The sequence below is a fragment of the Microbacterium sp. genome (assembly GCF_043427715.1).
In the GTDB taxonomy this organism is placed as follows: domain Bacteria; phylum Actinomycetota; class Actinomycetes; order Actinomycetales; family Microbacteriaceae; genus Microbacterium.
Genome location: NZ_JBHWTD010000093.1, coordinates 1 through 16,779, shown reverse-complemented (window position 1 = coordinate 16,779; position 16,779 = coordinate 1). Strand labels below are relative to the sequence as shown.

General features: G+C 68.6%; 18 protein-coding genes. 3 read left to right on the top strand and 15 right to left on the bottom strand.

Translation table 11 applies throughout. The features are described 5' to 3' along the window. Positions 1 to 46: 46 nt before the first annotated feature. The 13 genes from ACHFGS_RS09560 to prmC all read right to left on the bottom strand — a co-directional run bounded on the left by ACHFGS_RS09560 (position 47) and on the right by prmC (position 11,174). The gene (locus ACHFGS_RS09560; RefSeq protein WP_394289417.1) at positions 47 to 796 is read right to left on the bottom strand and encodes a YaaA family protein; all 750 of its coding nucleotides are present in this window, start codon (positions 794 to 796) and stop codon (positions 47 to 49) included. A 78-nt stretch (positions 797 to 874) separates the two neighbouring features. Continuing rightward, positions 875 to 1,135, bottom strand: coding sequence for a F0F1 ATP synthase subunit epsilon (locus ACHFGS_RS09555; protein ID WP_394289416.1), 261 nt, complete (start codon positions 1,133 to 1,135; stop codon positions 875 to 877). Between the two features lies 1 nt (position 1,136). Next, positions 1,137 to 2,585, bottom strand: a complete 1,449-nt coding sequence (atpD, locus tag ACHFGS_RS09550) for a F0F1 ATP synthase subunit beta (protein ID WP_394289415.1) — start codon at positions 2,583 to 2,585, stop codon at positions 1,137 to 1,139. A gap of 36 nt (positions 2,586 to 2,621) precedes the next feature. Continuing rightward, positions 2,622 to 3,518 (bottom strand): F0F1 ATP synthase subunit gamma, encoded by an 897-nt coding sequence (locus ACHFGS_RS09545; protein WP_394289414.1) that lies wholly within the window; start codon positions 3,516 to 3,518, stop codon positions 2,622 to 2,624. A gap of 24 nt (positions 3,519 to 3,542) precedes the next feature. Beyond that, on the bottom strand, positions 3,543 to 5,183 hold the full coding sequence (atpA, locus tag ACHFGS_RS09540; RefSeq protein ID WP_394279577.1) for a F0F1 ATP synthase subunit alpha: 1,641 nt from the start codon (positions 5,181 to 5,183) through the stop codon (positions 3,543 to 3,545). A 72-nt stretch (positions 5,184 to 5,255) separates the two neighbouring features. Next, positions 5,256 to 6,044: a F0F1 ATP synthase subunit delta gene (locus ACHFGS_RS09535; RefSeq protein ID WP_394289413.1), complete on the bottom strand. Its 789-nt coding sequence runs from the start codon at positions 6,042 to 6,044 to the stop codon at positions 5,256 to 5,258. After that, positions 6,044 to 6,595, bottom strand: coding sequence for a F0F1 ATP synthase subunit B (locus ACHFGS_RS09530; RefSeq protein ID WP_394289412.1), 552 nt, complete (start codon positions 6,593 to 6,595; stop codon positions 6,044 to 6,046). Before ACHFGS_RS09530 ends, ACHFGS_RS09535 begins: the two co-directional genes overlap by 1 nt. A gap of 34 nt (positions 6,596 to 6,629) precedes the next feature. Then, positions 6,630 to 6,869, bottom strand: a complete 240-nt coding sequence (gene atpE / locus ACHFGS_RS09525; RefSeq protein ID WP_394279580.1) for an ATP synthase F0 subunit C — start codon at positions 6,867 to 6,869, stop codon at positions 6,630 to 6,632. A gap of 43 nt (positions 6,870 to 6,912) precedes the next feature. After that, positions 6,913 to 7,695, bottom strand: coding sequence for a F0F1 ATP synthase subunit A (atpB, locus tag ACHFGS_RS09520; protein WP_394279581.1), 783 nt, complete (start codon positions 7,693 to 7,695; stop codon positions 6,913 to 6,915). 200 nt (positions 7,696 to 7,895) lie between these two features. Then, entirely contained in the window at positions 7,896 to 8,384 is a 489-nt protein-coding gene (locus ACHFGS_RS09515; protein WP_394279582.1) for a hypothetical protein, read from the bottom strand. 2 nt (positions 8,385 to 8,386) lie between these two features. Further along, positions 8,387 to 9,544, bottom strand: coding sequence for an MraY family glycosyltransferase (locus ACHFGS_RS09510; protein WP_394279583.1), 1,158 nt, complete (start codon positions 9,542 to 9,544; stop codon positions 8,387 to 8,389). Then, the gene (locus ACHFGS_RS09505) at positions 9,541 to 10,236 is read right to left on the bottom strand and encodes an L-threonylcarbamoyladenylate synthase (RefSeq protein ID WP_394279584.1); all 696 of its coding nucleotides are present in this window, start codon (positions 10,234 to 10,236) and stop codon (positions 9,541 to 9,543) included. Before ACHFGS_RS09505 ends, ACHFGS_RS09510 begins: the two co-directional genes overlap by 4 nt. Positions 10,237 to 10,283: 47 nt before the next feature. Continuing rightward, a complete protein-coding gene (gene prmC / locus ACHFGS_RS09500; RefSeq protein ID WP_394279585.1) occupies positions 10,284 to 11,174 on the bottom strand; it encodes a peptide chain release factor N(5)-glutamine methyltransferase in 891 nt (296 codons plus the stop codon). 113 nt (positions 11,175 to 11,287) lie between these two features. On the opposite strand from prmC, the gene cysK (ACHFGS_RS09495) reads away from it, so the two are divergent. The 3 genes from cysK (ACHFGS_RS09495) to epsC all read left to right on the top strand — a co-directional run bounded on the left by cysK (ACHFGS_RS09495) (position 11,288) and on the right by epsC (position 13,831). Continuing rightward, complete coding sequence (cysK, locus tag ACHFGS_RS09495) at positions 11,288 to 12,223, top strand: cysteine synthase A (RefSeq protein ID WP_394289411.1); 936 nt, start codon at positions 11,288 to 11,290, stop codon at positions 12,221 to 12,223. Positions 12,224 to 12,308: 85 nt separating this feature from the next. Next, a complete protein-coding gene (gene cysK, locus ACHFGS_RS09490; RefSeq protein ID WP_394279587.1) occupies positions 12,309 to 13,256 on the top strand; it encodes a cysteine synthase A in 948 nt (315 codons plus the stop codon). Continuing rightward, positions 13,253 to 13,831: a serine O-acetyltransferase EpsC gene (gene epsC, locus ACHFGS_RS09485; RefSeq protein WP_394279588.1), complete on the top strand. Its 579-nt coding sequence runs from the start codon at positions 13,253 to 13,255 to the stop codon at positions 13,829 to 13,831. The genes cysK (ACHFGS_RS09490) and epsC overlap by 4 nt, the downstream gene beginning before the upstream one ends. 98 nt (positions 13,832 to 13,929) lie before the next feature. Here epsC and prfA read toward each other — a convergent pair whose 3' ends face one another. Both prfA and rho read right to left on the bottom strand, forming a co-directional pair. Continuing rightward, positions 13,930 to 15,003: a peptide chain release factor 1 gene (gene prfA / locus ACHFGS_RS09480; protein WP_394279589.1), complete on the bottom strand. Its 1,074-nt coding sequence runs from the start codon at positions 15,001 to 15,003 to the stop codon at positions 13,930 to 13,932. 11 nt (positions 15,004 to 15,014) lie between these two features. Continuing rightward, positions 15,015 to 16,779, bottom strand: a 1,765-nt coding sequence (gene rho, locus ACHFGS_RS09475; RefSeq protein ID WP_394289410.1) for a transcription termination factor Rho, incomplete at its 5' end; no start/stop codon positions are given.

Here is a 16,779-nt window from a genome sequence, read left to right as displayed (position 1 = left end):
CCCCCGACCCCCTCTTCGTCTTACGTCTCCGTGTCGCGTCTCTCGCTCACACCACGAGTTCGAGGGTCCCGGGTCCGGTCTCTCGGAGGATGACTCCGTGTGCGTCCGCCCAGGCGAGGAGCTCATCCAGCGACCCGATCGCCGGCCCCGTCTCCGCGAGCCGGCGGACCAGCGCACCCTTGGCGTGCTTGTTGAAGTGGTTGAGGGCTCGGGCCGTGCCGTCTTCGCCCTCCGTGACCACCCGGACATAGGCGTGCGGGATGCTCGCAGGCACCGGGCCGAGGGCGACGTACGCCTCGGATCGAAGATCGAGGATCAGCGATGCCTCCGATGCCGCAAGCGCGGCGGTCACGGCATCCGCCCACATTCGGCGAAGCGAAGCGATCCCGGGCAGCGACGTGCCCGCGGCCAGTCGATAGGCGGGGATCGTCTCCAGCGCGCCGACCGGACCGAATGGTGCGGAGTGGATACCTACGTGCGAGCCCAGCCACGCACGTTCGCGCTCCCCGAGGGTGTCGGCGGCGAGAGCGTCGTAGAGGACGCCGGTGTAGCGGTCGGCAGCGGGCATCGTGGCGGCGGTGCGCAGCGCCGCGTTCGCGGCGATGTCGCCCCGCTGACGCGGCGAGAGCTTGAGGACGCGCGCGGCGAGCTCCTCATCCGCGCTGAGCGCGACGAGCGCGTCCACGACCTGGTCTCGCACCGGGGCGAGGACCCCGAACGCACCCGCAGCGGCGGACCAGGGCGCACCGTCACCACCGGGGCGCTTCGTCTCCGACGGGGGCAGCAGGATCAGCACGGCAGGTCTCCAACGGGATTCGGCGGACAACGGCGAAGCGCCGCCCGGAAAACCGGACGGCGCTTCGCGGAGAGGTGATCAGGACTGCAGGGCAGCGTTTCCGGCCACGATGGTGAGCTCGTCGTTCTCCATCGAGAGGAAGCCGTCCTGGGCCGTGGCGATGATCTTCGAGCCGTCGGTCTGCGTGATGCGGACCTGTCCTTCGGCGAGGATCGCCAGGACGGGCTCGTGACCGGTCATGAAACCGATCTCGCCCTCGACCGTCTTGGCCACGACGAGGCTCGCCTCGCCGTGCCAGACCTCCGCCTCAGCGGAGACGAGGGTGACGGTCAGCGCCATGTCAGCTGTTCTCCTTCTGAATCTGCGCCCACTTCTCCTCGACGTCGGAAATGCCACCGACGTTGAAGAAGGCCTGCTCGGCCACGTGGTCGAAGTCACCCTTGACGATCGCGTCGAACGACTCGATGGTCTCCTTGATCGGGACCGTGGAGCCCTCGACACCGGTGAACTTCTTCGCCATGTAGGTGTTCTGCGAGAGGAACTGCTGGATGCGGCGTGCACGCGACACGACGATCTTGTCCTCTTCGGAGAGCTCGTCGACACCGAGGATCGCGATGATCTCCTGCAGTTCCTTGTTCTTCTGAAGGATCTGCTTCACGGCGGTGGCCACACGGTAGTGGTCCTCACCGATGTAGCGGGGGTCGAGGATCCGGCTCGTCGAGGTGAGCGGGTCGATGGCGGGGTACAGACCCTTCGACGCGATCTCACGCGAGAGCTCGGTGGTGGCGTCGAGGTGGGCGAACGTGGTCGCCGGCGCCGGGTCGGTGTAGTCGTCGGCGGGGACGTAGATCGCCTGCAGCGAGGTGATCGAGTGACCGCGCGTCGAGGTGATGCGCTCCTGGAGGACACCCATCTCGTCGGCCAGGTTCGGCTGGTAACCCACGGCCGAGGGCATGCGGCCCAGCAGCGTGGAGACCTCGGAACCGGCCTGCGTGAAGCGGAAGATGTTGTCGATGAACAGGAGGACGTCCTGCTTCTGCACGTCGCGGAAGTACTCCGCCATCGTCAGGGCCGACAGGGCGACGCGCAGACGCGTCCCCGGCGGCTCGTCCATCTGGCCGAAGACGAGGGCTGTCTTGTCGAAGACGCCCGCCTCTTCCATCTCACCGATGAGGTCGTTGCCCTCACGGGTGCGCTCACCGACACCGGCGAACACCGACACACCACCGTGGTCCTGCGCGACGCGCTGGATCATCTCCTGGATGAGGACGGTCTTGCCGACGCCGGCACCACCGAAGAGGCCGATCTTTCCACCCTGGACGTACGGGGTGAGGAGGTCGATCGACTTGATGCCGGTCTCGAACATCTCGGTCTTGGACTCGAGCTGGTCGAAGCTCGGGGCGGCGCGGTGGATACCCCATCGCTCGGTGACCTCGATGGTCTCGCCCTCGGCGGCGTTGAGGACATCGCCGGTCACGTCGAAGACCTTGCCCTTGGTGACGTCGCCGACGGGAACCGTGATGGGGCCACCGGTGTCGCGGACTTCCTGGCCGCGGACCATGCCGTCGGTCGGCTTCAGCGAGATCGCACGGACGAGGTCGTCGCCGAGGTGCTGGGCGACCTCGAGGGTGATCTCGCTGGAGGTGTCACCGATCGTGATGGTGGTCTTGAGGGCGTTGTAGATCTCGGGGATCGAGTCGTGCGGGAACTCGATGTCGACGACCGGGCCCGTGACGCGCGCGACGCGGCCGACGACGGGAGCTTCCGTCTTCTCAGCGGTGAGGCTCATGGCTTCTCTTCTTTCGTGTGGTCGGAGGCAGATGGGTTACTTGCCGGATGACAGAGCATCGGCGCCGCCGACGATCTCGGCGATCTGCTGAGTGATCTCCGCCTGACGCGCGTTGTTGCGCAGACGGGTGTAGTCGGTGATGAGCTTGTCGGCGTTGTCGCTCGCGGACTTCATCGCCTTCTGCGTCGCGGCCTGCTTCGCAGCCGAGGACTGCAGGAGGGCATTGAAGACCCGGCTCTGCACGTAGACCGGCAGGAGCGCGTCGAGGACGGTCTCCGGGCCGGGCTCGAACTCGTAGAGCGGATAGATCTGGCTCGACGCCTCGTCCTCCGCCTCGACGACCTCGAGCGGCAGCAGACGGAGCGTTTCCGGCGTCTGCGTCATCATGCTGACGAAGCGGTTGTACACGAGATGGATCTCATCGACGCCACCGTCCTGTCCGCCCAGCTCGTACGCCTCCAGCAGAGCGGTGGAGATCTCCTCCGCCGTCGCGAACTGCGGCGTGTCGGTGTCCCCGATCCACTCTCCCGCCGTCGCGATGCGACGGAACTGGAAGAACCCGACCGGCTTGCGGCCGACGAGGTAGTAGACCGGCTCGCGACCCTCCGAGCGCAACAGCTCGCCGAGCTGCAGCGCCTCGCGGATGACCTGCGAGTTGAACGCGCCCGCGAGGCCCCGGTCGGAACCGAAGACAACGACGGCGGATCGACGGATGTCCTCGCGCTCGGTCGTCAGCGGGTGCTGGACGTTCGAGTGCGTCGCCACGGCGGAGACGGCCCGCGTCACGGCGCGCGCGAAGGGGTTGGACGCGCGGACGCGGCCCATCGCCTTCTGGATGCGCGAAGCCGCGATGAGTTCCATCGCCTTCGTGATCTTCTTGGTCGTCTGAGCAGAAGAGATCTTCTGCTTGTAGACCCTGAGTTGTGCGCCCATAGGTTTTCGAGTCTCCCGTCGGCGTCAGCCGCGGCGGCCCTTGACGATCTTCTCCTGGTGCACGTCGTCGGCGTCCGCAGCGTGGACCTCTTCGTGACCGGGCTTGTTGATGGCCTGGCCCTTGCCGCCCTGGAACTCGAGGACGAACGCGTCGGTCGCCTTCTCGAGCTCGGCGAGGGTGCTGTCGTCGAGGACGTTCGCCTCACCGAGCGTGTCGAGGATCGACGTGTTGCGCTTGAGGTGGTCGAGCAGCTCGCGCTCGAACCGCAGCACATCCTCGACCTCGATGGTGTCGAGCTTGCCGTTGGTGCCGGCCCAGATCGAAACGACCTGCTCCTCCACCGGGTACGGCGAGTACTGCGGCTGCTTCAGCAGCTCGGTCAGGCGGGCACCGCGCTCCAGCTGGCGACGCGAGGCGGCATCCAGGTCGGAGGCGAACATGGCGAACGCCTCGAGCGAGCGGTACTGGGCGAGCTCGAGCTTGAGCGTGCCGGACACCTTCTTGATCGACTTGACCTGAGCGTCACCACCGACACGCGAGACCGAGATACCCACGTCGACCGCGGGGCGCTGGTTGGCGTTGAACAGGTCGGACTGCAGGAAGATTTGGCCGTCGGTGATCGAGATCACGTTGGTCGGGATGTACGCCGAGACGTCGTTGGCCTTCGTCTCGATGATGGGCAGACCCGTCATCGAACCGGCGCCGAGCTCGTCGGACAGCTTCGCGCAGCGCTCGAGCAGACGCGAGTGCAGGTAGAAGACGTCACCGGGGTACGCCTCGCGGCCCGGCGGACGGCGGAGGAGCAGCGACACGGCGCGGTAGGCCTCGGCCTGCTTCGACAGGTCATCGAAGATGATCAGGACGTGCTTGCCCTCGTACATCCACTGCTGGCCGATGGCCGAGCCGGTGTAGGGGGCGAGGTACTTGAAGCCGGCGGGGTCAGACGCGGGAGCGGCGACGATCGTCGTGTACTCCATGGCACCGGCATCCTCGAGCGCGCCCTTCACCGAAGCGATGGTCGAGCCCTTCTGGCCGATGGCGACGTAGATGCAGCGGACCTGCTTGGTGACGTCGCCCGACTCCCAGTTGGCCTTCTGGTTGATGATCGTGTCGATCGCGATCGCCGTCTTGCCGGTCTGGCGGTCACCGATGATCAGCTGACGCTGGCCGCGGCCGACGGGGATCATGGCGTCGATGGCCTTGATGCCGGTCTGCATCGGCTCGTGGACCGACTTGCGCTGCATCACGCCGGGAGCCTGGAGCTCGAGCGCGCGGCGGCCGGTGGTCGCGATCTCGCCGAGACCGTCGATCGGGTTGCCGAGCGGGTCGACGACGCGGCCGAGGTAGCCCTCGCCGACACCCACCGAGAGGACCTCACCGGTGCGGGTGACCTTCTGACCGGCTTCGATGCCGGCGAAGTCACCGAGGACGACGACACCGATCTCGTGCTCGTCGAGGTTCTGCGCGAGGCCCTCGACGCCGTTCTCGAAGCGGACGAGCTCGTTCGCCATGACGCCGGGGAGTCCCTCGACGTGAGCGATACCGTCTGCCGCGTCGACGACCGTGCCGACCTCGGTCGCCGCGGCCCCGGTGGGCTCGTAGGCGGCGACGAAGTCTTTCAGCGCGTCCCGGATGACATCGGGGCTGATGGACAGTTCTGCCATGGTCTTCCTTCTTGTGAGGTCTTGTGGCGGGATCGAAGCCCGCCGGGTCCGCTCCCGGTGGAGCGGGAAGTGTCAGCCCGCCAGGCGGTGGCGGAGGTCGCCCAGGCGGGACGACACGGTGGCGTCGATGACGTCGTCACCGATCTCGATGCGCACGCCGCCGACGACCGAGGGGTCGAGGACGACGTTCAGCGAGACCTCGGTGCCGTAGCGCGCCGCAAGGGTGCGCTGCAGGCGGGATACCTGCGCGTCGGTGAGGGCGGATGCCGCGAAGATCGTCGCGACCGTGCGGCCGCGCTGATCGGCGACGACGCGAAGCGCGCGCGAGAGCATGGAACGCACACGACGTTCACGCGGCAGCTGAGCGAGCGAGGACACGATCAGGACCGTGGCGTCGCCGGCGCGGCCGGTGAGGAGCTTCTCGATGAGCGCACCCTTCGCGGATGCGTCTCCGAGACGGCTTCCGAGCGCGAGCTCCAGCTCGGGATTGGCCGCGATCGTGCGTCCCACCTCGAAGAGCTCAGCCTCCACGTCGACCTCCGGCTGCGCGAGGGCGGCGGCGCGGACGCCGGCCTCCTCGATGCCCGCCAGCAGGTCTTCCGTGGACGACCAGCGCTCGGCGACAGCGGCCTTCAGCACAGCGACCGAGGCGGCCGAGAAGCCGCCGAAGACGCTCGTGACGACCTGCTGCCGCGCCTGCGCCGAGGCGGAGGCGTCAGACAGCGCGCCGCTCAGCTGCGACGAGCCGGCCAGGACGCGCGCCGCGGCGAAGAGCTCGCGGGCGACGTCGAGGTCGACGCCCGGCGCGGCCTGCAGAGCCGACGTCGTCGCCGCGAGGGCCTGAGTGGTCGCGCTGCCCATTACTTGGCCGCCTTCTCGGATGCCTCGAGGTCGGCGAGGAAGCGGTCGACCACGGCCTGGGCCTTGGCGTCGTCCGACAGGGTCTCCCCGATGACGCCGCCGGCGAGGTCGAGGGCGAGCGTGCCCACCTCGCTGCGCAGCGACACGAGAGCGGTCTGACGCTCGGCCTCGATCTGCGAGTGAGCCGCTGCGGTCAGACGCGACGCCTCAGCGGACGCGGTGTCCTTGGCCTCGGCGACGATCTTCTTGCCGTCCTCGCGGGCGGCGTCGCGGATCTCTCCGGCCTCCTTGCGGGCAGCGGCGAGCTGAGCGGTGTACTCCTCGAGTGCCGCCTCGGCCTTGCGCTGGGCCTCGTCGGCCTTCGCGATGTTGCCTTCGATCGCCTCGGCGCGCGCATCGAGCACCTTGGTGATCCGCGGCAGCGCGACGCGCCAGACGACGAACGCGATGATCACGAAGCACACCGCCGACCAGATGATGTCGTAATCAGCGGGCAGCAGCGGAATCTTGGCGGACTCGTCAGCCGCCAGCGTGGCGATGGAGTTCAGCATCCCATCTCCTTCCAGGTCGCAGGTGCGACGATGATCAGATCGCGCCGAAGATGAACGGCGTCGCGATGCCGATCAGCGCGAGGATCTCGATGAACGCGACACCGATGAACATCGTGGTCTGGAGTCGACCGGCGAGCTCAGGCTGACGCGCGGTCGCCTCGATGGTCTTGCCGATCATGATGCCGAGGCCGATGGCCGGGCCGATGGCGGCGAGGCCGTAGCCGACGGTGGCGATGTTTCCCTCGATGGCGGCGAGAATCGTCGTAGCTTCCATTGGGGTTTTCCTTTCGTAAGGCGATCAGCCGGTCAGCTGATCGTCAGTGCTCTTCTGCAACCGCGAGCTGGATGTAGACCGCGGTGAGGACGGTGAAGACGTAGGCCTGCAGGATGTACACGAACAGCTCGAAGAGCGTGAACGCGAGGGAGAGTGCGAACGTGCCCGCCGCGAGCGGCGTGAAGGCGTTCAGGTTCAGGGCGAAGAAGTGGGTCGCCGAGAAGAACAGCACGAGCATCATGTGCCCGACCAGGACGTTCAGCAGCAGTCGCAGGAACAGCGAGACGGGTCGTGCGATGAACGTCGAGATGAGCTCGACGACCGCGATGATCGGAATGAGGTACGCGGGCACACCGCTGGGGACCAGCGAGTTCTTCAGGAAGCGGAGACCCCCATGCTTGCGGATGCCCGCGTAGATGAACACGACGTAGGCGACGAGCGCGAACACAAGCGGTGCGCCGGCGACCGACGTGCCCGGGATGTTGATCCCGGGGATGATGCCCGTCACGTTCATGAAGAGGATCGTGAAGAAGAACGTGGTGAGCAGCGGCAGGAACCGGCGGCCGTCCTTCTCGCCGAGGATTTGGAACGCGATCTGCTCGCGAACGAATCCGAAGCCGAGCTCCATGACGCTCTGCATCCGGCCGGGCACGACGCGCATCCGCTTGGTCGCGAGGACCAGCAGCAGCACGAGCGCGAGCGTCGCGAGGAACTGCGCGAGGGTGATGCGGGTGATCTCGAAGGGCGTCCCCTCGAACAGCAGCGCGGCGGGGAAGAAGTCGTCGATGGACGGCGGGTGGAACGTGATGCCACCTTCGTCGGCCATGTGAAGGACGCTCGCTTGAGTCAACGTATTGGCTCCGGCTTCTCGTGAGGGCACCATGCCGCCACGTTGAAAGTCGAGAAAGATTCGGGATTGCGGGTCCTGCACTGAAGAGAGCCGACCGTGCGCAACGCCGTGTTCAGGTTATCAGAGGATCGGTCGTTGTCCGGCCCCGGAGACCCTCCCGCGCCCGCGGGGTCGTGTCACGGCGTCGACGGCGGATCGCCCGGGAGCGTGACATCGGACACGGCCGGCATCCGCATCCGGCTGAGGACCACCAGATCCACCACGAGCGATGCAATCGCGGTCGCCAGGAGCGCGAAGAAGAAGACGACCGTGTCCATCCAGGGCGCACCGCGCAGGAGCGCCAGGGCGATGACGACGACGAGGAACTTCACGACCCAGCTGCCCAGGACGACGGCGAAGAAGAACTGCAGGTACATCGGCTGGCCGTACCAGCGGTTCGCGACCAGGATGCTGACGGCAGTCATGGCCGGGAATACAATGCCCACGAACGCGCCGATCAGACCGCTGAGCGCGCCGTCGCCCCCGGAGACCGCCGCGCCGACCGCGGCGGCGAGGCCGGCGATGACGACCCCGACACCGATCCCCCACACCAAGGTGGCCTTCAGGATCGGCGTGCTGGAGATGCGCCGGCGGCTCTGCGGGTCGGGTGCGGGCGTGCTCGACATGATCAGGGGTGCTCCAATGCTGGTTCGGCCTCGCGCGGCCTGCGCGCGGGCGGGAGGGTGACCAGGACGCAGGCGATCGCGCCGAGGACGAAGAAGGCGACACCGGGCCAGTAGAGCCCGGGCCAGCCGGACGTGGTGCCGATGTACATCAGCAGCACCGACAGCGAGACGATCGCGGTCCAGGCGTAGAACACGAAGACGGCGTTGCGGTCGGTGTGGCCCATGTCGAGCATGCGGTGATGCATGTGCTGACGGTCGGGCGAGAAGGGCGATCGGCCCTTCGCCGTGCGACGGATGACGGCCAGGCCGAAATCGAGCAGCGGCAGCAGGACGATCACGACCGGCAGGATCACCGGGATGTACGCACCGACGAGCTGGGAGCGACCGAACAGGTCGTTATCGGCCAACAGCTGCGGCGGCAGGTTGCCCGTGACGACGATCGCGGAGGCGGCCATCATCAGCCCGAGCAGGAGCGCCCCGGCATCCCCCATGAACATCTTCGCGGGGTTCCAGTTGAACGGGAGGAAGCCGGCGCAGACGCCGAGCAGGACGACGGTGATGAAGACGGCCGTGTTGGTCTCGGAGCTGTTGTCGAAGTCGCGCACGAGCATTGCCGAGTACGCGAAGAAGACCGCGTTCGCGATGAGGCACACTCCGGCAACGAGCCCGTCGAGACCGTCGATGAAGTTGACCGCGTTCATGACGATCACGATCGCGAGGATCGAGAGGATCACGGAGAGCCAGCTCGAGACGACCACCTGCGTGCCGAACGGCAGGAAGAGGATCTGGATGCCGCCGAGCCCGACGACGATCCACGCCGCGGCGAACTGGGCGCTCAGCTTGATCATCCAGTCGAGGTCCCAGAGGTCGTCCATCACGCCCACGACGACCATGAGCGCTGCCGCCCCCAACAGGGCCCACATGCGGGCGGGGTTCTCCCAGACGATGGCGAAGCCAGGCAGCCACGCCGAGATGAGGAAGAAGGCGGTGAGTCCCAGGAACATCGCGATCCCGCCCAGGCGCGGCGTGGGCGTCTTGTGGACGTCGCGCTCGCGGATCTCAGGGTGGAGCCGGTAGCGGATCGCGATCTTCCAGACGACCCACGACAGCGCGAAGGTGATCGCCGCCGTGAGGAGGAAGGCGATCAGATAGTCCTTCACTCGTCGTCGACTTCGTCGGGATCTGCGGGGTCTGCCTCCAGCAGATCGCCGAGGACCTCACGGAGTTCCGCGCGGCTCACGGCGCCGTCGCGGAGCACGGCGACGGGGCGCCGCTCATCGCCCACGAGTCCGGTGGCGTCGATGATCGTGGACGAGATCCCGGTCTCGACGATCCCGCCGTCGAGGTACACGGCGACGCTGTCGCCGAGCATGTGCACGGCGGAGTCGATGTCGAGCGCCGCCGGGAGGCGGGTCTTGTTCGCGCTGGACACCGCCAACGGACCGCACTCCTCCAGGAGTTCGAGGGCGAACGTGTCGTCCGGCATCCGCACCGCGACGGTGCCGTGGGTCTCCCCCAGGTCCCAGGACAGCGAGGGCTGGGCGGGGAGGACGATCGTGAGGCCGCCGGGCCAGAAGCGCTCCACGAGCCGGTCGACTTCCGCGGGCACTTCGGCGACGAGGGCGCGCATCGTCGTGGGCCCCGAGACGAGCACCGGCGGCGGCGACTGCCGGCCACGGCCCTTTGCCGCGAGCAGTCGGGCGACCGCGGCGGCGTTGAAGGCGTCGGCGGCGACACCGTAGACGGTGTCGGTCGGCATCACGATCAGCTCGCCGCGGCCGATGGCCTGGCGGGCGCGCCGGAGGGCGGGCAGCAGCTGATCGGCGTCGCGGCAGTCGAGCACAGGAGACATGTCCGCAACATTCTACGGGGCGGACCCGGTGGAACCGCCGAGCGCGGTCAGGGGCGGATCGCGGTGGTCGCGCGATCGCGCAGCGTGAGGTCGCGGTGGGTCGCCGCGCCGCGCCAGCCGTCCGCGGTGAGGAGGTCACGAATGGGGGCACCCTGCCACTCGCCGTGCTCGATCACGAGGGTCCCGCCGGGGTGAAGGAGCCGCTGGGCGACGTGGGAGAGCACGCGCACGACATCGAGGCCGTCGCGTCCGCCGTAGAGCGCGGCGGGCGGGTCCCAGAACCGCACCTCCGGGTCGCGCGGGATCGCGTCGTCAGGAACGTACGGCGGGTTCGACACGAGCACCGAGACCGCGCCGTCGAGTTCGGGGAAGGCGTCGGCGAGGTCGACGAAAGCCAGCCGCGCGTGCGGAGCGTGCGCGGCGAAGTTCTCTTTGGCCCAGATGAACGCGTCGACGGAGTTCTCCGCCGCGTGCACGCGTGCGTGCGGCACCTCGGTCGCCATGGCGAGCGCCAGCGCCCCGCTGCCGGTGCCGAGATCGACGGCCACCGGCTCGGGTGCAGCGGCGGCACGCAGGGCATCGATCGCGAGCTGGGCGACCATCTCCGTCTCGGGACGCGGCACGAAGACCCCGGGGCCGACCCGCAGCTCCAGGTGGCGGAACGGCGCCGACCCGGTCAGGTGCTGCAGCGGCTCGCGGGCGGCGCGACGCGCGATGAGGGATTCGAACGCGGATGCCGCGGGCTCCGGCATCCCGTCCCCGCGGATCATGGCAGCCGCGAGTACACCGCGGCTGAGGCCGAGGACATGGGCCGCGAGGAGCTCGGCGTCGACGTCGGGGGTCGGCACGCCGGCAGCGCTCAGGCGTACGACGGCGGCGCGCACCGCGCGGCCGAGATCCTGATCGACGGGCGCGCCGGAGGGAGGAGAAAAGGTCATGGGAGCCTTCAGGATACCGCTGCGGGAATCGTCACACTCGGCCTCGCGTTTCCTCTGGCGCGTAGGCTTGTCCCGCATTCGCACCCGTCCTCTTCCCGCACGAAAGGCCCCTCATGCCCGGCATCCACTCCGACATCACGAGCGCGTTCGGCAACACCCCCCTGGTCCGCCTGAACCGGGTCTCCGAAGGGCTCCCCGGAACGGTGCTCGCCAAGCTCGAGTTCTACAACCCGGCGTCCTCGGTCAAAGACCGTCTCGGCATCGCGATCGTCGACGCGGCGGAGGCATCGGGCGAGCTGAAGCCCGGCGGAACGATCGTCGAGGGCACCAGCGGCAACACCGGCATCGCGCTGGCGATGGTCGGCGCCGCCCGCGGCTACAAGGTCATCCTGACCATGCCGTCATCGATGTCGATCGAGCGCCGGATGCTGCTCAAGGCATACGGCGCCGAGCTCGTGCTCACCGACCCCGCCCTGGGCATGAAGGGCGCCGTCGGCGAGGCGGAGAAGATCGCCGCGGAGACGCCCGGCGCGGTTCTCGCGAAGCAGTTCGCGAACCAGGCGAACGTCGAGATCCACAAGAAGACCACGGCGGAGGAGATCCTCCGCGACACCGACGGCGAGATCGGCTACTTCGTCGCCGGCATCGGAACCGGCGGCACCATCACCGGTGTCGGCCAGGTGCTCAAGGAGCGCGCGCCCGAGGCGAAGATCGTCGCCGTCGAGCCCAAGGACTCCCCCCTGCTCACCGAGGGCAAGCCGGGTCCGCACAAGATCCAGGGCATCGGCCCCAACTTCATCCCCCCGATCCTCGACCAGGGCGTCATCGACGAGGTGCAGGACGTCACCTTCGACGACGCGATCGCGACCGCCCGCGAGGTGGCGACCAAGGAGGGCATCCTCGTCGGCATCTCCTCCGGTGCCGCGGTCTGGGCGGCACTGCAGATCGCCGCACGTCCCGAGGCCGAGGGCAAGAACATCGTCGTGATCATCCCGTCGTTCGGTGAGCGCTACCTCTCCACCGCGCTCTACGAGCACCTGCGCGACTGACGATTCCGGTGGCGGCGCGGGAGTCACGACGACGCCCGCGCCGCCGCCCTGAACACCCGCCATCCCGATCCTCGAGAGAGCACCCGTGCCCGGCATCCTTCCCGACATCACCCACGCCTTCGGCGACACCCCCCTCGTGCGGCTCAACGCCCTGACGGAGGGACTGCACGCCGAGGTGGTGGCGAAGCTGGAGTTCTACAACCCCGGCGCAAGCGTGAAGGACCGCCTCGGCTACGCCCTCATCGAGGCCGCCGAGCAGGCCGGTGAGCTCCTCCCGGGCGGCACCATCGTGGAGTCCACGAGCGGCAACACCGGCATCGCGCTCGCTCTGATCGGTGCGGCGCGCGGCTACAAGGTCATCCTGACGATGCCCGCCTCCATGTCGAAGGAGCGGCGCACACTGCTGAAGGCGTACGGTGCGGAGCTGGTCCTCACCGACCCGTACAAGGGAATGACCGAGGCCGTAGACACCGCGAAGCGCATCGTCGCCGAGACACCGGGAGCGATCCTCGCCCGGCAGTTCGAGCACGAGGCGAACGCCGCGATCCACCGCCGGACGACGGCCGAGGAGATCTGGCGCGACACCGACGGGCGCATCGACTGGTTCGTCGCGGGCTCCGGCACCGGCGGCACGGTCACCGGCGTCGGTCATGCGCTGAAAGCGAAGGATGCCGCGGTCAAGGTCGCCCTCGTCGAGCCCAAGGACTCCCCCGTGCTCACCGAGGGCCGCGCCGGCGGACACCGCATTCAGGGCATCGGCCCGAACTTCGTCCCCGAGGTGCTGGATCGCTCCGTCGTGGATGAGATCTTCGACGCGGAGTTCGACGACGCCATCTCGGTGGCCCGCGATCTCGCCACCCGCGAAGGGATCCTGGCGGGCATGTCGGCGGGCGCCGCCGTCTGGGCCGCCCTGGAGATCGCGCGTCGCCCGGAGTCGGCCGGCCAGCGCATCGTGGTCGTCATCCCCGACGCCGGGGAGCGTTACCTCTCCACGGCGCTGTACGCCCACCTCCGCGAGGAGGAGACGGCATGAGCGTCGGCGAGATGCTCCGCGCGGCGCGCGAGGACGTCGCCGCCGCGAAGCTCCGCGACCCCGCCGCGCGCAGCGGACTCGAGGTCGCGCTCCTCTACCCGGGCCTGCACGCCGTGTGGACCCACCGCCTCTCGCACGCGCTCTGGACGCGGGGGCTGCGCTTCCCCGCGCGCGCGCTGTCGCAGGTGGCTCGCTGGCTGACGGGCATCGAGATCCACCCGGGTGCCGTCATCGGACGCCGCTTCTTCATCGATCACGGGATGGGCGTCGTCATCGGCGAGACCGCTGAAGTCGGCGATGACGTCATGCTCTATCACGGGGTCACCCTCGGCGGACGCACGCGAGACTCGGGCAAGCGGCATCCCACCCTCCACGACGGCGTCGCGGTCGGTGCGGGCGCGAAGATCCTGGGACCGGTCGAGATCGGTGCGGGGTCGGTCATCGGCGCGAACGCCGTGGTGACGAAGGACGCCCCCGCCGACTCGGTGCTGGTCGGCGTGCCGGCTCGCGCGCGGCGCCGGACCGCCGGCGAGGACACCCGGGCCCTGCTGACAGCGCCCGAGTACCACATCTGACGAGCGGCGCGCGGTCGCTTCCGCCGAGAAACCACCCGCGCGCCGAGACACACGCCCTGCGATGATTCGCCGCGCCGCAGTGGTTTTTCGCGGTGGGGTCAGGAGCCGAGGGCTGCCAGCCGCGCTTCTTCATCGGCGCTGATCGCCGACTCGATGATCGGCTCGAGCGCGCCGTCCATCACCTGATCGAGGTTGTAGGCCTTGTATCCGGTGCGGTGATCCGCGATCCGGTTCTCCGGGAAGTTGTAGGTGCGGATCCGCTCGGAGCGGTCCATGCCCCGGATCTGTGAGCGACGGGCATCGGATGCCGCGGCGTCCAGCTCCTCCTGCTGCTTGGCGAGAAGGCGGGCACGGAGCACGCGCATGCCGGCCTCGCGGTTCTGCAGCTGGCTCTTCTCGTTCTGCATCGACACGACGATGCCGGTCGGCAGGTGCGTGATGCGCACGGCGGAGTCGGTGGTGTTGACCGACTGCCCGCCGGGCCCGGACGAGCGGAAGACGTCGATCTTCAGATCGTTCGGGTCGATGTGGACCTCTTCAGGCTCGTCGACCTCGGGGAAGACGAGCACGCCGGTCGTGGAGGTGTGGATGCGCCCCTGGGACTCGGTCGCGGGCACCCGCTGCACACGGTGCACGCCGCCCTCGTACTTGAGGTGCGCCCAGACGCCCTGCGCGGGATCGCTCGAAGAGCCCTTGATCGCGATCTGAACGTCCTTGTAGCCGCCGAGATCGGATTCGTTGCGTTCGAGGAGCTCGGTCTTCCAGCCCTTCGATGCGGCGTACTGCACGTACATGCGGAGCAGGTCGGCGGCGAACAGCGCCGACTCGGCACCGCCCTCCCCCGCTTTGATCTCCATGATCACGTCACGGGCGTCGTCGGGGTCACGCGGGATGAGCAGGCGCCGGAGCTTCTCCTGCGTCTCCGCGACACGAGCTTCCATCACGGGAAGCTCGTCGGCGAAGGCCTCGTCCTCGCGGGCGAGCTCGCGCGCTGCGTCGAGGTCATCGTTCGCCGCCGCCCACGCATCGTGCGCGGCGACGATGCGGGACAGCTCGGCGTAGCGCCGGTTGACCCGTTTCGCGCGCGCCGCATCGGCGTGCACCGCGGGGTCGGAGAGTTCCTCCTGCACCGCGCGGTGCTCGTCGATGAGCGTCTGGACGGACTCGAACATCGAGACCGGACTCAGCGGATGCTGTTGTCGTGCCCGCTGCCGTGACCGCCCGCGGCGGGAGCCGGGATGGACTTCTGCATCTGCACGAGGAACTCGACGTTGGAGCCGGTCTCCTTGAGCTTGCCGAGCACGACCTCGAGGGCCTGCTGCGGGTCGAGACCCGCGAGCGCGCGACGGAGCTTCCAGGTGATCTTGACCTCGTCGGAGGACAGCAGCATCTCCTCACGACGCGTGGACGACGCGTTGACGTCGACGGCCGGGAAGATGCGCTTGTCGGCCAACTGGCGCGACAGGCGCAGCTCGCTGTTGCCGGTGCCCTTGAACTCCTCGAAGATGACCTCGTCCATCTTGGAGCCGGTCTCCACGAGAGCCGTCGCGAGGATCGTGAGCGATCCGCCGTTCTCGATGTTGCGCGCGGCGCCGAAGAAGCGCTTGGGCGGGTAGAGCGCGGAGGCGTCGACGCCACCGGTGAGCACGCGGCCCGAGGTGGGTGCGGAGATGTTGTACGCGCGGCCGAGGCGGGTGATCGAGTCGAGCAGCACGACGACGTCGCGACCGAGCTCCACGAGACGCTTTGCGCGCTCGATGGCGAGCTCAGCGACCGTCGTGTGGTCCTCGGCGGGGCGGTCGAAGGTCGAGGCGATGACCTCACCCTTGACCGTCCGCTGCATGTCGGTGACCTCTTCGGGACGCTCGTCGACGAGGACGACCATGAGGTGGACCTCGGGGTTGTTCGTCGCGATGGCGTTCGCGATCTGCTGCAGCACGATCGTCTTGCCCGCCTTGGGAGGCGCGACGATGAGGCCGCGCTGACCCTTGCCGATGGGGGCGACCAGGTCGATGATCCGCTGCGTCAGCTTCTCGGGCGCGGTCTCCAGGCGCAGGCGCTCCTGCGGGTACAGCGGCGTCAGCTTGCCGAAGTCGACCCGGGATGCCGCGTCCTCGACCGACAGCCCGTTGATGGCGTCGACCTTGACCAGCGCGTTGTACTTCTGACGGCTGGACTGCTCGCCCTCGCGGGGCTGCTTGATGGCGCCGACGACGGCGTCGCCCTTGCGCAGGTTGTACTTCTTGACCTGGCCGAGCGAGACGTAGACGTCGCTCTGCCCGGGCAGGTAGCCGGTCGTGCGGACGAACGCGTAGTTGTCGAGCACGTCGAGGATGCCGGCGATCGGGATGAGGACGTCGTCGTCACCGATCTCGGTGTCGAACTCGTCGATGGGGCCGTTCTGGCCGCGACGCTTGTTGCGCTGACGGCCCCGGCCGGAGCCCTGCTCGTCGTCGCCGCGCTCGGACGCCTCGGGCTTGTCGGCACCGTTCTGGGCGCCGGAGTTCTGTGCGTTCGCGTTCTGTGCGCCGCCGTTTTGGCCGCCGTTCTGAGAGGTTCCGCCCTGGGCGTTCTCCCCCTTGTTGCGGTTGCGGCTGCGGCTACGCGAACGACTGCGGCTGCGGCCGTTGCCCTCACCCTCGGCGGACGAGCCTGCTTCGCCTTCGGCGGTCGAGCCCGCCTCGCCCTCGGCGGATGCCTCACCGGAGTCGGCAGCAGAGGCCTCATCGGTGCTCTTCGTGTCGGCGTCTGCGGCGGCGCCGTTCGCCGGCGCCTCGGTCGCATCGGTGGCGGATGCTTCGGAGCCTGCGGCCTCGGCCTCGGCGGCCGCCTTCGCCGCGGCGCGCTTGGCGGCGGCGGTCGCACGGGCCGACTTGGCACGGGTGGGTGCTTCTGCGGGTGCCTCGTCGGCGCTGCCGGCGGGTGCGTCGGTGGCGGCGGGCGCCTCC

Bases quoted from the DNA above. Each gene is read 5' to 3' on its own strand.
- ACHFGS_RS09555 (WP_394289416.1), bottom strand. From the start codon at position 1,135: ATGGCGCTGACCGTCACCCTCGTCTCCGCTGAGGCGGAGGTCTGGCAC.
- atpD (WP_394289415.1), bottom strand. From the start codon at position 2,585: ATGAGCCTCACCGCTGAGAAGACGGAAGCTCCCGTCGTCGGCCGCGTC.
- ACHFGS_RS09545 (WP_394289414.1), bottom strand. From the start codon at position 3,518: ATGGGCGCACAACTCAGGGTCTACAAGCAGAAGATCTCTTCTGCTCAG.
- atpA (WP_394279577.1), bottom strand. From the start codon at position 5,183: ATGGCAGAACTGTCCATCAGCCCCGATGTCATCCGGGACGCGCTGAAA.
- ACHFGS_RS09535 (WP_394289413.1), bottom strand. From the start codon at position 6,044: ATGGGCAGCGCGACCACTCAGGCCCTCGCGGCGACGACGTCGGCTCTG.
- ACHFGS_RS09530 (WP_394289412.1), bottom strand. From the start codon at position 6,595: ATGCTGAACTCCATCGCCACGCTGGCGGCTGACGAGTCCGCCAAGATT.
- atpE (WP_394279580.1), bottom strand. From the start codon at position 6,869: ATGGAAGCTACGACGATTCTCGCCGCCATCGAGGGAAACATCGCCACC.
- atpB (WP_394279581.1), bottom strand. From the start codon at position 7,695: ATGGCCGACGAAGGTGGCATCACGTTCCACCCGCCGTCCATCGACGAC.
- ACHFGS_RS09515 (WP_394279582.1), bottom strand. From the start codon at position 8,384: ATGTCGAGCACGCCCGCACCCGACCCGCAGAGCCGCCGGCGCATCTCC.
- ACHFGS_RS09505 (WP_394279584.1), bottom strand. From the start codon at position 10,236: ATGTCTCCTGTGCTCGACTGCCGCGACGCCGATCAGCTGCTGCCCGCC.
- prmC (WP_394279585.1), bottom strand. From the start codon at position 11,174: ATGACCTTTTCTCCTCCCTCCGGCGCGCCCGTCGATCAGGATCTCGGC.
- cysK (WP_394289411.1), top strand. From the start codon at position 11,288: ATGCCCGGCATCCACTCCGACATCACGAGCGCGTTCGGCAACACCCCC.
- epsC (WP_394279588.1), top strand. From the start codon at position 13,253: ATGAGCGTCGGCGAGATGCTCCGCGCGGCGCGCGAGGACGTCGCCGCC.
- prfA (WP_394279589.1), bottom strand. From the start codon at position 15,003: ATGTTCGAGTCCGTCCAGACGCTCATCGACGAGCACCGCGCGGTGCAG.